This window comes from Bacillus sp. 37MA, from assembly GCF_000372765.1.
Taxonomy (GTDB): Bacteria; Bacillota; Bacilli; order Bacillales; family Domibacillaceae; genus Domibacillus; species Domibacillus aminovorans.
This window is the reverse complement of the sequence record NZ_KB889752.1, coordinates 1405471-1419001: the sequence shown is the minus strand read 5'-3', so window position 1 is coordinate 1419001 and position 13531 is coordinate 1405471. Positions and strand designations below refer to the sequence as shown.

Sequence of the window (13531 nt, the reverse complement as noted above, 5' to 3'; positions counted from 1 at the left end):
TTTAAAAATACGAAAAAGTGAAGGGGTACTCAAAATGAGTAAAAAAATCTATGAAATGGTGACAAATCAAATTATCGAACAATTAGAAAAAGGTGTTGTTCCGTGGCATCTTCCCTGGATTAATGGCGGGGCTGTCAACTGGGTTACACAAAAATCATACCGGGGCATCAATGCATTCCTTTTGCCACCTGGTGAATATGCGACCTTTAAACAGATTTCACATGCTGGTGGGAAGGTCAAAAAAGGCTCAAAAGGTAGCATTGTAGTGTTCTGGAAATGGATTGAAACGGAAGACAAAGAAACCGGAGATACGAAGGATGTTCCCTTCCTACGTTATTACAAAGTGTTTGAAATCAATACGCAGGTAGAAGGACTTGAGAGTAAACGGACAGAGGAAACTTCCTTTGATCATGAACCGCTGGAAGCGGCTGAACAGATCGTGAAGGGATATGAAACATCGCCGTTTATTCGTTTTCAACCAGGACGTACAGTGTACTATCCCGAAAAGGATGAAATCCAGGTACCGCCGCTTACGGATTTTAAACAGCCCGAAAGATTTTATTCTACACTCTTCCACGAAATGATTCACTCAAGTGGGCATAAAAGTCGTCTATCACGTACAGGCATTACTAAAACAGGCGTCGCATTTGGGGATGAATCCTACAGTCAAGAAGAGCTTGTAGCAGAACTTGGCGCCCAAATGCTTTGCGGTATTGCGGGAATTGAAAACCATACAGTCGAGCAAAGTGCCAGTTATATACAGTCATGGCTTAGAGCCTTGAGAGACGATACAAAGATGATTGTACAAGCAGCTGCACAGGCACAAAAAGCGGCCGACTATATCTTAAACGTCTCTGATAAAGAAGAAACGGTTAATTAAAAAAACAGAAGGTAAAAACAAGGACATTTGAGTTTCTTTTAACGTACTATCCGAAAGAATTCTTCTTCCTCAAGCATGTGAAGGGCGATAGCCCAACGGTAGGTGGGAGATGAATTTCGGTTTGGCGTAGCCAAAAAGCACTTGATTTTACTTTTTATTTTTTTGTCCTGGTATAATCGGTCTTATAAACAATAAAGGTTGGTATATCAATGAAATTAGATAGTAATAATCATTCAGTGTTCTTGCTGTATTATCACCTTGTATTAGTTGTGAAATACAGAAGAAAAGTATTTGATGATACCATATCTGACTATGCAAAAGATATGTTTGTAAGACTTTCAGAAAGCTACAATATAGCATTAGTCGAATGGAATCATGATGTTGACCATGTACATATCTTGTTCAAGGCACATCCCAATACAGAAATGACAAAGTTTATTAATGCGTATAAGAGTGCGAGTTCTCGATTAATAAAGAGAGACTTTCCACAAGTGAAAAAGAAACTTTGGAAAGAAATGTTTTGGTCAAGAAGTTTTTGTTTGATAACTACTGGTGGTTCACCAATAGACATAGTAAAGAAATATATTGAAAATCAAGGTGAACAGTGAGGTGAAATGATATGGTTAAGCATAATAAAGCATACAAATTCCGTTTGTACCCAACAGAAGAACAGGCATATCTTATGCGTAAAACTTTTGGTTGTGTGCGATTTGTCTATAATAAAATGTTAGCTGAACGTAAAGAAATGTATGAGAAATACAAGGACAATAAGGAAGAACTGAAGAAAAAAAAACTTCCTACTCCAGCAAAATACAAAGTAGAGTTTGAATGGCTGAAAGAAGTGGATTCGTTAGCTTTAGCAAACGCTCAACTAAACTTGCAAATTGCATACAAAAATTTCTTTAGCCGTCAAAATGATTTCCCTGCATTCAAAAGTAAAAAGGATAGAAAGTCGTACACAACAAATATGGTCAATGGAAATATTATGTTGCTTAATGGTCATATCAAATTACCGAAACTTAAAATGGTTCGTATCAAACAACATAGAGAGATACCACAAGACCATATCATCAAGTCATGCACTGTTTCTATGACACCAACTGGTAAGTACTATGCGTCTATCTTGACTGAATACGAAAAAGAAATCGTTCAAAAGGAAGTTGAAACTGTTGTTGGATTAGACTTTGCAATGGTTGGATTGTACGTTAGTAGTGAAGATGAGAAAGCCAATTATCCTCGTTTCTATCGTCAAATGTTAGACCAATTAGCAAAGGCACAACGAGTATTAGCAAGACGTGTCAAAGGTTCTCAACGTTGGAATAAACAACGGATTCATGTAGCTAAGTGGCATGAAAAGGTTGCAAATCAACGTAAGAACTTCCTTCACCACAAGTCTAAAGAATTAGCTATTAACTTTGATGTTGTAGCAATAGAAGACTTGAATATGAAGGGGATGTCTTAAGCACTTAACTTTGGTAAAAGTGTTGCTGATAATGGTTGGGGTATGTTCACAACCTTTTTAACCTACAAACTACAAGAACAAGGAAAACAACTTGTGAAAATAGATAAGTGGTTACCTTCTACAAAGACTTGTAGTAATTGTGGAAATATAAAGGATATCCCTATGTCTGAACGCACTTATGAGTGTTCTTGTGGACTAAAAATAGGTCGTGACCATAACTCGGCAATCAACATCAAAAATGAAGCAATACGCTTATTAGCGTTAGCATAAATAATACCAAAAACCTTTGGAACAAGGGAGTTAGCTCGGCAGTCTTAGACTAATTCGTTAGCTATCAAAAGTAACGACTAACCGAGAAGCCCCCACTTCAATTAAGCTCGTAAGAGCTAATAAGTGGTGGGTAGTTCACGAAGGAAAAACAGGTTGAAATAATATCACTTCTTATTGGCCCGGATGCATCTTCAAAGTATGTTAAGCCATTTTCTGAAAAAGTGGTGGATGCGAAGGATTTTGCTACCAAAAATGCGGAAAAAGTGTTAGCTATCTGAAGAGATAAATCGAAAAAAGTGTAAACGAGAAGACGGGAATAATAAAATCCCCGTCTTTTTTTAATTATTGGCTCTGTTAAATTACTCTGTTGATTTCTTTGTTATACTAGCGGGGCAAGTTAGTTGAACAAGTATAGTAAGTAAGAACAAATAAAAACAGGGGATGTTTATATGTATTGGAACTGGAATAAAACCACTATAAATTTCCATATTCATCTAAAAATTTAAAGGACTTGTTAGATACCGTATGCAGAAGTGAAAACAGATTTTCACAATATGATTTTAGCAAGTGGTGTGATAACTTCACAATGGCTTTCGATGATGATGAAGGTGAAGAATTGAATGATTTTGATTCAATAGCTTTTGGGATAGCACGAGATATTGAATGTCAATGGGATTTATTTTTGGAAAATACTTACTCGTCAGAAGAATTACAGAACTTAGACCTCCCAAAAGTAAAGTTACCTCAAGATTGGTTTATAGAGTGGTTAAAGCAATTAAACGAGAAATAGAGGTAATCAACTATGAATTATTATCTTAGATTTTTTATTTATCAATTCATCTTATTTTGTACACTTTTTGTTATCAATATTGTCTTTGATTCATACATTGGCAAACCGTTTACTCGTGTTGATTTAATAGCAATATGTATATTTATTCCTGTCGGTATAATCATTTTTAGCGTGATAGATAAGTTGTATAAGCAATTCAAGGCTATTCGATTGCGAAATAAGATTCTAATTTCCATACCAACTTTTATTTTATCAATCTTGTTTATAGGGTTACTGGAGCAATTGTTCTTTTAGTTCAAGAAGTAACCCACAAAAAGGGGCTCAGAAGAAATGTACTTAAACTAACGGGTGCGTTAGTTGAACAAGCTTTACAAACAAAGACCGTGTATTTCGGTCTTTTTTCTTTGATTAAAAACCAACAACAGAGTTTAACAGAGCCTAATTCTTTAATATTGTTTATTGATTCTTTTTACCCATTACAATTTATTCTTTTTCAAGTAAACTATTGTAAAATTGTGTAAAGGAGACTATTTTTTCTTGAAAAAGTTATTTACTTCATTTGTTTTTTCATTCTTATTGTTAGTTCCTATATTTGTGTCTGCCGAGGAAAAGCCTCAGTGGGAAGTGCCGTCGGAAATTTATAGCATTTTAAAGGGAAAAGCGGGCTTTACGGTGTATGCCCATGCGCATAGACGGGTAGATCTCTCGAAACTTTCGTCTAGATTTAGTGAAGTGTTTGAACAAACACCTAATTACATATTAGGCCGACCAAGTAACACAATGGATTATTTGCTGATTACCAAAGACGGATTTTTTGCCGGATTTACGTCAAAAGAAAAAGGGGCTGCCCTATATGAGCCGTCAAATGGCTCCATGCTGTGGCGAACCGTGCGCAATATAGCGTATGAAGATACGCGGGATGAAGACAACCAGTACGGCTATTTTCATTTTGGCCAGCCAAATGCCACGAATTTACTTCATATGTGGGTACCAGCCTATGATGTATTTATTCCAAATGACACGGTTATTTACGAGTTTGCGGCAAGTGGAAACGGTCGAAACGTGTACAAGCAGTTGCCGGTTGATTTGTTGAAAAAAGGAGAAAATAATTCCTTCACGTTTTCTGGAGCTGTTAATGGCATGGTATTTGCGCCGGAAGTGATGGATATGTATCAGAAGTTTATTCTTTTCTCGGGTAGCGAACCTGTGCTTCCCTACAAATCTTCGTCTGACACAATGTGGAAGCTGGAAAACTGGCTGTATCCGGCGTTTCTCGATGTTCGCTCTGATCATTGGGCACGCGAAAATATTACATGGGCGTTCCGAACTGGACTTATTAAAGGGTACCCGGACGGCCGTTTTCAGCCACTGTCTCTGATAAAAGAAGGCGATTTCGTTGTCATTGCCGCTAAGTATTTTGGTTTTCAGCCAGGAACTCCTTACGGCCACCGGACGCAACAGTACTATGATTTCTTTAAGCCATACAATTTGCCGTTGAAAGGTTATACAAATGAAGCAACTAAAAATGGAACGGTTACGCGCGGCCAATTAGCGCAAGTGATTGCCGCTTCGCAGGGAGCTGCTTACGGACCAACTGCAGCCGTTAGCTTTATGTACAAATATAATTTGTCATCCGGCACAACCGGCGTAAAAACGTTTGAAGATTATCATTTCAACGAGCCACTGACCCGTGCACAAATTTCGGCATTCTTCCAACGTATGGAAGCATCTGGTATAACAACATTGAAATAAGCCGCTAAGTAATTTAGCGGTTTTTTATAGATGTAAAATTAAATATTCAACTTATACAAGTACATAATTTGGAGTTAGTGTAGCTTTTGAATAAAGTTTGATAATTTATAAAAAAGTATGTAAGTCTAATTGAATATAAACGATTGTCTCTTATGAAAGTTGTCTGATTTAGTGCTGGCAATCTAAATTCAAAAAAAGATAAAAGGAGATACAAGTATGTATATTTGGAATATAAAAGAGTTGGCCGAGGCACTAAAAGAAAGACGAATTGCCGAAAAGTCGAAAAGAACGTATTTGATTGTAGGGATTGCTTTGCTGGCATTGGGAGTGCTATCGTACCCGTTCCTGTTGGAAACCGAAGGGGTCAACACACTGGACACGATAGATACGATGATTAATATAGTGCTCACTCTTATCGGGATATACGCCGTGTACAAGATCAATCAGAGAGGGGACCGCCAAGAATTTTGGCTTCGCTACTTGAGTTTATTTATCCCCTTGACACTTCGGGTTATTCTCATTGTAATTGTGCTGACGTTTATCGGTTACATGGTACTTCCTCTTAGCGATGAAACAAACTGGTTCGACCTTTTCGTTTCCATCGGAACAGAGCTTTATTTTATAGGGATGATGGTGAAGTATTTTAAAGTAATCAATAGGTAAAAAATTAGTCGTATTGATCAATCAACGTCTATAGCCTATCATTTATCAGACTTTTTTATAAATCTGTGGATTTAAAATAAAGTCACGATGTTAATAAAAAGGAGTAATTTTAGTGGAGAATTTACTTAGAAAAAGTGTTGTATATAGTTTTTTTATTGGAATAGGGATAGCCATTTTAGCAGTAAATTATAAAGAAGTTATTAATTTGGGTGAGGGGGTTACACAAACATCATATTTACCAGTTGCTGAATATATAATAACTGTGCTTAGATGTGGTGTTGTGGCATCTATTCTTGGTTTAATATGGGGATTGCTTCTATATAATAGGATAAAATAATTTAATCTATATTCTTGAACAAACGGGTGCAATAGTTTAGCAAGCTAAATTAAAAAAGTCGATTCTCTTACAGGTAATCGGCTTTTTTAAATGAAGGGTTTTGAAAGTACTGGCGTTACGCCCCGGTGCCCTGTGTTTGAGCTAGTTTTATATACAGGATTTTATGCAAGGTTCGGGTGGGTCTTAGTATTAAAAAGTTTTTTCTACCTATATACCTGTTTACGGATATTTTGGGAAATGATAGAATCGCTTCAATACATTGAAGATGGGAGACAATCGATTGAATAAGTATTCTTTATTTACAGCAGCAACGGCAGCCACAGTAGCAATATCCAGTTTAGCTACTCCAGCGCAGCATCCAGCCACCCTTTTATGGACGTAGGAGAACGATATGATGAAGCAGTTAGTTTTTTATATGATGATAGGGTAGTCAAGGGTATTTCTGCGACAAAGTTTGGAACGCAGCAAACATTGACTCGTGGTGATGCGGCAGTGATATTGGCGAATTGGTTGGGTCTTGATACGGAAAGTGCTCCAGATGCTGGATTTAAAGATTTGAATCCCCGTGTTAAAGGTTCTGTGAATGCATTGGCAGAGATTGACGTTATTTCGGGTGTAACTAAGACAGATTTTAGGCCTGGACAGCCATTAAGCCGAGGTGCGATGGCAAAGATTCTTGTAACAGCATATGATTTAGATAGATTTGCGAAACAAACGCCGTTCACGGATGTTGGCGGTGTATTTAAGCCTTATGTCGAGTCCTTGTACAGAACGGGCATTACGATGGGAAAAACAGCTACATCATATGGTACCAACCTCAATGTTACGCGTGGCGAGTTTGCAAATTTATTATATGGAACTCTTCTATTCATCTTGGATACTTTCTATTATCCGTTTGCAGAAAGTGCTACAATTACGTCATCGACAACAACGCAAATCGTTCTTGAGAAAGTGGTGCCGGCTCATTACACGGCAGAAGAAATAGGCAAATATCTTTCCTTTACAGTCGTTTACAGCGATGGAACAAAGTCTGAATTTGAACCGGTTTCTTACTCATTGTCAGATGACCGTCACGCATTAACGATTTCTCATGAAAATGAAAACTTTGCTGGAAAAAAGGGGACCTTGATTGTCGGAGAAATTGACCTGGGACCAGAAGCATCTTTTGATTTTACAGCTGTTAAGACTTCTTCTAGCGCTAACGTGAAATCCTCTTTTGAGTATGGAAATAAACTTCTGGCAACAAAAGCGGACGAACAATAATTAAACAGTAAAAAAGATGGTAAAGCATATCTTGCTTTACCATCTTTCTTTTTTCGTTTTTAATGGGTTTAAGCAAGAAACGCTGTTTATGCAGGATTTTATACAGGTTTTTGTATCGTGATGGAGCCGGAAATGCCGTAGAATCAACGATGTATATGTAGATTTAAAATAAAGTTTGATAATTTATAAAAAAGATTGATAAGAATGGCCTCTTGGGATATTACGTCTCTAAGAGGCCATGGAATACGGATTCAATTCGAACAATGTGAACGATCTTATGATATTTTTTCGCGGTTATTGAAGGATAGGGTTGTGTTTCATGGAACAGAGGTGTGATGAGGTAGTAAATAGTCTGCTCCAAGACATATGGAATCACATTTAACCATTCTATATAATCCCTTTTCTTACGCCGCGAATGAAAGTTTCTCCGTCAACTGAGTGAACAAAGTCAACCACTCTGACCGATAAAATGGCATGAAAACTGAATTTCCACTTTTTGTTCTGAGTTTAACAAGTACGTATGAAGTCCCCGACCCTATAATCGGTTGAATTGTCATCTGTGGATTAGAACCTGATTGATCACTTGTTACTGTCATACGCGGTTCTCCGATTTCTTTCTGGAAAAGGTCGACAAGCGTTTCTGGTTTTCCGTTTTGAAATGCGGTGATATACGTTGTGACGTTGTCGTCTTCCGAGTAAATAACAGCGTGATTTCTCACTTGTTTTAATTTCCTTCGAGCTCGATGAAGAACCGCCTTCACGGCTCCCTCGCTCGTACCCATCATCTTTGCCGATTCTTGTGTTGTGTAGTCTAATCCATCTACGAGCAGCATTGCTATACGCTGTTTTGGCGATAATTCCTGCAACAATAGTTGCATTGCGTCCATAAGGGCATCTGAATTTGTTGCTTTTCCTTCGGTCAGTTCTGAAATGTCCTGATTAAAATCTTCATTTGGCTTTCGTTTCCGATTTCCATCAATCCATGTATTGCGTGCAATTCGGAACAAATAGGCTTTGGAAACTGGATTTAATGTTGTTGACCACCGTTTATATGCCTTCGCCAATGTTTCTTGCATCAGGTCTTCTCCATCCCAAGTCGATTTCATCAGGGAACAGCAATAGTTCTTCAAGTCCCCAATGTAGGGTTGAACGGCGTTTTCGAAGTTTTCTTTCGCTTCAGTAGGAGTGTTTTGAACAAGCGGCCACATTGCAAATCCCTCCTTTATTTTGCCTTTCATTTATTATAAACGAAAAATGAGAACAGAAAGATACGACGGATACAAAAAAATATTGAAACCACCGTAACTATTTAGAATCCTTTTTCGTTTTGTTTATTGAGGAGTGAACTTTTCGAGGGGATCTTTATTAAGGATACGGATTTCAAATGCCAGCTTGAACAGGTATTGTCCTCATGCTCAGTAACCGATCCTCAGAACATTGGACACACTAAATTTTGATAGGGAGAGGAACATATGGAAATTTCGAATGGAGTAAAAATGCTTGAATTGCAGGTTGAAGCTTTCGGCGGTCGTCAAGAATTAAATCCTACTTTGATTTGGGACGATGATATTGCGATTCTGATTGATACAGGAACGCCCGGACAATTGGAACAAATACGTATAGCCATGAATGAAGCTGGTATCCCTTTTGAAAAATTAAAAGCCATCATTCTGACGCATCAGGATATTGACCATATTGGCAGCCTTCCTGAAATCCTGCAGGAATCCGATTCGTGCATTGAAGTTTACGCTCACCAGGTTGATAAGCCTTATATTGAGGGGGAATTACCTCTCATGAAGGCAAACCTTGAAAGTATGGCTTGGCAATTAGAGGGCCTTTCGGAAGACGAGAGTCGGAAAGTAGTGGCTCTAGTTAAAAATTCCCCGAGGGCTAAAGTAAATAGAACGTTGGTGGGCGGCGAGGAACTTCCGTTTTGCGGAGGAATTCACGTTATTTTTACGCCGGGGCATACACCGGGGCACATCAGTCTTTATTTGAAGCACAGCAAAACTCTTGTTGCTGGTGACGCCATGTTTAGTGTGGAAGGCGTTTTACAAGGACCTCATCTACCATCCACTCTGGATATGGATACAGCTTTCCGTTCTATAGCAAGCTATTTGGATTTCGATATTGACAACGTGATCTGTTACCACGGAGGGTTAAGTAAAAATAATGTTGAAGAACAGCTTAAAAGCATCGTCAAAAAAGTGTAAACATCTAAAAATATTGGAAAGGTTATAGTAATAAAGAAGCGGTGACTCTGTTGAATAAGAGTTTTGGTAAACAACTTTTTTGTCATTAATTTTGTGTGGGATCATCAGGTTAGTTTCAAATCGAAAGTGGACCTGAAGGAATTATGATTGGCTGTACAGAAATTGGATTTTTGATAAAGTCGGAGGATTCCGATGTTCCTATGTTTGACACAACTTATATACATGCTCTTGAAGCAGTAACTATGTTCTTAAAGAAGTAGTAATTTCTGCAACTCTTTCACATATTCAATTTGACAAAAATAATTATATCCTTTATATTAAAGATCGATTTAATCGACGATTAAATCGGTCTTTAATTGTGCCCTGAAATTCATTTTAAAGGAGAAACACAAATGAACAAAACACTTATCATTAACGCACATCCAAAAGTAGATGATACTTCTTCATATAGCTTGCAGGTTTTTAACCACTTTTTGAAAGCTTATAAAGAATTAATTCCTGATAGCGAAGCAATTGAACAGATCAACCTGTACAGTGATGTAGTGCCTATGATAGATAAAACGGTTTTAAGTGCATGGGAAAAACAAGGAAAAGGACAAGAGCTAACTAGCCAAGAACAAAAAGTAACGGAGCGTATGTCCGAGATTTTAAAACAATTTAAAAGTGCAGATACGTATGTCATCGTTTTACCTTTGCATAATTTTAATATTCCATCAAAGTTAAAAGATTATATGGATAATATCTTAATCGCACGTGAAACATTTAAATATACTGAAAACGGTTCAGTGGGACTACTTAAAGACGGACGAAGAATGCTTATCATACAAGCAAGTGGGTCAATCTATACAAATGATGATTGGTATACAGAAGTTGATTACTCTCAAAAATACCTGAAGTCAATGTTCAATTTCATTGGTATTGAAGATTACCAAGTCATTCGGGCTCAAGGAACTGCCTTACTGGAACCAAATGAAGTATTACAAAAAGCATATAAAGAAGCTGAAGAAGCTGCTTCAAGATTGGCTGCTAAAGAAAAAGCACTTCACTAAAGAAATCTTGCTTGGTAAATAATAATTTTATTATTGTAATGGGTGCATTTTTCAAGATTATCCTTTCGAATAAAAAACTTTATTCTACATCCAATGTAGCAATAATCGCTACTATACTTGTATATTAAATAACTTTAATAGCCCTCCATTCAATTAATCAAATGGAGGGCTTAACTTTTATTAGATTAAAAATAAACAACTTTATTATCCCTACACATGCTTTCCTATATTCTCAAAACATAATTTGAAGTAAATAAATGAGTGATGGCAGGCTCTGTCGAAATTTGAGGAACGAAAAGAATGGACTTTTGAAAGCGTTTTCAATTACAATGAAAACAGGTTGGATGGCATGCGTGGCTGTCACAGTACTTGGCGTAGGTGGGGCCGGTACAGGGAAGAGTTTTGTAAAATTAATTACTAAAAATATACATACTAGGCAGTATACAAAAAAAGAAAACATTCAGTCGTTCTAATGAACCTCAGATTGTTTTCTTTTTTGTAGGCTGTATTAAACTAGAGGCTTCCATTTATCAATTAATTTACCGCACTCAAATATAAATCGAGTGAATCATCTACTTCTGCTGCAACCAACTGAATGAACCCCGTATAATCCTTTGATGTATGTGCATTATCAAGTGCATCATAATAAGGTAAACGATTCTCCACTTTAATGACCACTGCCGGAAAGCCGTCTTTCATTAATTCTAGGTTCAGCTACATGCTGAGGCGAACCGTTACCTTTTTGTCCTGAATAAATATTTTTTGCATAATGAGTAAAAAAGTGCCTTTTAGGTGCTTTTTTTTATGTAAAGAATATGACAGAGCTTTTACACTTCTATTACCAAGAAAACTAGCGGAAAAATCCATTCTGTTCAAGATGGTACTGTGACAGGGTTTAAAAGGGTGGTGATTATAGGAAGCTACCATTTTCAAAAGGTAGCGAAATTTGCCATGCCGTAACCCATTGCAGGTGGATAAAAGATCATGCAACAATGAGTAGGCAGTCGGGGAGAAGGCATCCCTAGATTAAGAAAAACATATACTTTTAGGAGGTATGACAGAATGAAAAAGAATATTCGCATGGCGACAATCGCCGGTGCTCTTACATTAGGAATTTTCACAGCAGGTCAAGCAGAAGCAGCAACGCCAACATGCAACGTACCCACTCAGACAGTTAAACAAGGCAACGTTGAGGAATTAGAATATAACAATGATATTCAAACAGCAGAGCCGCAAGCACCAGTAACAGAAGAAAAAGCACCAGCAGCAGAGCCAAAAGCACCTGTAGAAGCACCACAACAGCCGCAGCAAACTGAACAAAAAGCAGAAGCAGGAAGCGTTAGCGCATTTGAACAACAAGTGTTTGAATTGGTTAATCAAGAACGTGCGAAACAAGGAGTGAGCCCACTTCAACTAGATACAAAGTTAAGCGATGTGGCACGTACAAAATCACAAGATATGAAAAATAAAGGCTATTTTTCTCATCAATCGCCTACGTACGGTTCGCCGTTTGATATGATGAAACAGTTCGGCATTACGTACAAAGCAGCTGGTGAAAATATTGCAAAAGGACAACAAACACCGGAAGAAGTAATGGATGCTTGGATGAATAGTGATGGACACCGTAAAAATATTTTAAGTGCTGACTTCACGCACATTGGCGTTGGATATGTAGACGGTCACTGGACACAAATGTTTATTGGAAAATAAGAAGAATCCCTTCCGAACTAATTATTCGGAAGGATTTTTTATTTGAAACTGTCTTTAAGCTTGACGGTAGACCCAGCTATGTAAATAAAAAAATAGAGTAGGCAACCCGCCGAAACGGATAAATCGTTTAGCTCTTACCGTTAATAAAATGATTTCAGGCTGGTAGTGCTTTCACTTAAATACATGTTTATTCGCCATACGATCACGGACCTTTTTGAAAGTAGTAGTATCAGTATATCCAAATTTCATAGATTTTTTGCAACTGTCTGGAAGTTTTTACACCAGAACCCATAAGACTATACTAACCCCAAGTTGCCAATTTGTTCACCTTGTTAACTAATTTACTGCACTCAAATATAAATCGGGTGAATCTTCTACTTCTACTGCAACCAACTGAATGAAATCCGTATAATCCTTTGATGTATGTGCATTATCAAGTGCATCATAATAAGGTAAACGATTCTCCACTTTAATGACCACTGCCGGAAAGCCGTCTTTCATTAATTCTAGGTTCAGTAAAAGTCTGGATGTACGTCCGTTTCCCAAACAAGAAGGGTACTGTTAAAGCTGTTGGGGTACCATCGACCAAGATGCCGACTCTACCCTCTAATATTTTAGCAGAGAATTTATCGGGTACCTCTGTGTTCTCGATTGTCGGAAAGATAGAAAGTGGCGCATCCTCAATAAACTCTTCAATGTAGCCTGATTCCAGGATCGCATCGGTGTCGATTGATTTTAACCGTCGCTTTACTTCTTCCACTATCTTATCGTTCGCAAGATTATGGATATAAATAATCCCTATAGTGGTTCGGGTACGCCGACCGATCTTCATCTGCTCTATCTTCAAATTCGGGTCTTTAATTCTTCTTCTAATAAGTGACGTATTGACACGTATGGATTCTGTAAAGGCTTCGTGAGAGCCTCTTACGACTCTCTCAGAAGCCGATTGTTCAACATTTCTGTGTTCCCATGCACTTGTTCCAATTTGGAGGGCCATGTTTTCCTCATCCAAAAAAAGGACAGTATCGCCGTTTAATATACTTTCAATGGCCTCTTCCATATAACTTATTTTTGATACATCATTCATGTTTAAAGCGCCGTCTTTAATACTGTCTATACTGAGTTCTTTGTCATCAAACGAC

14 protein-coding genes and 1 pseudogene are annotated in these 13531 nt (G+C 37.6%); 11 read left to right on the top strand and 4 right to left on the bottom strand.

Annotated features, from left to right (window positions below):
- The first annotated feature begins 34 nt into the window (after positions 1-34).
- The 8 genes and pseudogenes from A3M5_RS0108065 to A3M5_RS0108025 all read left to right on the top strand — a co-directional run bounded on the left by A3M5_RS0108065 (position 35) and on the right by A3M5_RS0108025 (position 7417).
- Positions 35-880, top strand: coding sequence for an ArdC family protein (locus A3M5_RS0108065; protein ID WP_018393257.1), 846 nt, complete (start codon positions 35-37; stop codon positions 878-880).
- 209 nt (positions 881-1089) lie between these two features.
- Positions 1090-1488: an IS200/IS605 family transposase gene (gene tnpA, locus A3M5_RS0108060; protein ID WP_026221633.1), complete on the top strand. Its 399-nt coding sequence runs from the start codon at positions 1090-1092 to the stop codon at positions 1486-1488.
- A gap of 11 nt (positions 1489-1499) precedes the next feature.
- A pseudogene (locus A3M5_RS22560) lies at positions 1500-2612 on the top strand (RNA-guided endonuclease TnpB family protein).
- A gap of 586 nt (positions 2613-3198) precedes the next feature.
- Positions 3199-3402: a hypothetical protein gene (locus A3M5_RS22555; protein WP_018393255.1), complete on the top strand. Its 204-nt coding sequence runs from the start codon at positions 3199-3201 to the stop codon at positions 3400-3402.
- 537 nt (positions 3403-3939) lie between these two features.
- Entirely contained in the window at positions 3940-5154 is a 1215-nt protein-coding gene (locus tag A3M5_RS0108040) for an S-layer homology domain-containing protein (protein WP_018393253.1), read from the top strand.
- A 216-nt stretch (positions 5155-5370) separates the two neighbouring features.
- The gene (locus A3M5_RS0108035; RefSeq protein ID WP_018393252.1) at positions 5371-5817 is read left to right on the top strand and encodes a hypothetical protein; all 447 of its coding nucleotides are present in this window, start codon (positions 5371-5373) and stop codon (positions 5815-5817) included.
- Between the two features lie 112 nt (positions 5818-5929).
- Entirely contained in the window at positions 5930-6154 is a 225-nt protein-coding gene (locus A3M5_RS0108030; protein ID WP_018393251.1) for a hypothetical protein, read from the top strand.
- A gap of 372 nt (positions 6155-6526) precedes the next feature.
- Positions 6527-7417 carry an S-layer homology domain-containing protein gene (locus A3M5_RS0108025; protein ID WP_018393250.1) on the top strand — a complete coding sequence of 297 codons (891 nt, stop codon included), beginning with the start codon at positions 6527-6529 and terminating at the stop codon, positions 7415-7417.
- Between the two features lie 404 nt (positions 7418-7821).
- Here A3M5_RS0108025 and A3M5_RS23690 read toward each other — a convergent pair whose 3' ends face one another.
- On the bottom strand, positions 7822-8625 hold the full coding sequence (locus A3M5_RS23690; RefSeq protein WP_018393249.1) for an RNA polymerase sigma factor: 804 nt from the start codon (positions 8623-8625) through the stop codon (positions 7822-7824).
- A gap of 264 nt (positions 8626-8889) precedes the next feature.
- Here A3M5_RS23690 and A3M5_RS0108015 point away from each other — a divergent pair, with 264 nt between their 5' ends.
- Both A3M5_RS0108015 and A3M5_RS0108010 read left to right on the top strand, forming a co-directional pair.
- Positions 8890-9630 (top strand): MBL fold metallo-hydrolase, encoded by a 741-nt coding sequence (locus A3M5_RS0108015; protein ID WP_018393248.1) that lies wholly within the window; start codon positions 8890-8892, stop codon positions 9628-9630.
- Between the two features lie 392 nt (positions 9631-10022).
- Positions 10023-10679 (top strand): FMN-dependent NADH-azoreductase, encoded by a 657-nt coding sequence (locus A3M5_RS0108010; RefSeq protein ID WP_018393247.1) that lies wholly within the window; start codon positions 10023-10025, stop codon positions 10677-10679.
- Between the two features lie 534 nt (positions 10680-11213).
- Here A3M5_RS0108010 and A3M5_RS25320 read toward each other — a convergent pair.
- A complete protein-coding gene (locus A3M5_RS25320; protein WP_018393112.1) occupies positions 11214-11378 on the bottom strand; it encodes a hypothetical protein in 165 nt (54 codons plus the stop codon).
- 363 nt (positions 11379-11741) lie between these two features.
- Between A3M5_RS25320 and A3M5_RS0107995 the strand changes: the two genes are divergently transcribed.
- Positions 11742-12389, top strand: coding sequence for a CAP domain-containing protein (locus A3M5_RS0107995; protein WP_018393245.1), 648 nt, complete (start codon positions 11742-11744; stop codon positions 12387-12389).
- Positions 12390-12725: 336 nt separating this feature from the next.
- Here A3M5_RS0107995 and A3M5_RS26815 read toward each other — a convergent pair whose 3' ends face one another.
- Both A3M5_RS26815 and A3M5_RS0107985 read right to left on the bottom strand, forming a co-directional pair.
- Positions 12726-12857, bottom strand: coding sequence for a hypothetical protein (locus A3M5_RS26815; protein WP_286130576.1), 132 nt, complete (start codon positions 12855-12857; stop codon positions 12726-12728).
- Position 12858: 1 nt separating this feature from the next.
- Positions 12859-13531: spore germination protein (locus A3M5_RS0107985; protein WP_231373227.1), on the bottom strand; the 673-nt coding region annotated here is incomplete at its 5' end.

Bases quoted from the DNA above. Each gene is read 5' to 3' on its own strand.
- A3M5_RS0108065 (WP_018393257.1), top strand. From the start codon at position 35: ATGAGTAAAAAAATCTATGAAATGGTGACAAATCAAATTATCGAACAA.
- A3M5_RS0107995 (WP_018393245.1), top strand. From the start codon at position 11,742: ATGAAAAAGAATATTCGCATGGCGACAATCGCCGGTGCTCTTACATTA.
- A3M5_RS25320 (WP_018393112.1), bottom strand. From the start codon at position 11,378: ATGAAAGACGGCTTTCCGGCAGTGGTCATTAAAGTGGAGAATCGTTTA.
- A3M5_RS0108015 (WP_018393248.1), top strand. From the start codon at position 8,890: ATGGAAATTTCGAATGGAGTAAAAATGCTTGAATTGCAGGTTGAAGCT.
- A3M5_RS0108010 (WP_018393247.1), top strand. From the start codon at position 10,023: ATGAACAAAACACTTATCATTAACGCACATCCAAAAGTAGATGATACT.
- A3M5_RS0108025 (WP_018393250.1), top strand. From the start codon at position 6,527: ATGGACGTAGGAGAACGATATGATGAAGCAGTTAGTTTTTTATATGAT.
- A3M5_RS0108035 (WP_018393252.1), top strand. From the start codon at position 5,371: ATGTATATTTGGAATATAAAAGAGTTGGCCGAGGCACTAAAAGAAAGA.
- A3M5_RS22555 (WP_018393255.1), top strand. From the start codon at position 3,199: ATGGCTTTCGATGATGATGAAGGTGAAGAATTGAATGATTTTGATTCA.
- A3M5_RS23690 (WP_018393249.1), bottom strand. From the start codon at position 8,625: ATGTGGCCGCTTGTTCAAAACACTCCTACTGAAGCGAAAGAAAACTTC.
- tnpA (WP_026221633.1), top strand. From the start codon at position 1,090: ATGAAATTAGATAGTAATAATCATTCAGTGTTCTTGCTGTATTATCAC.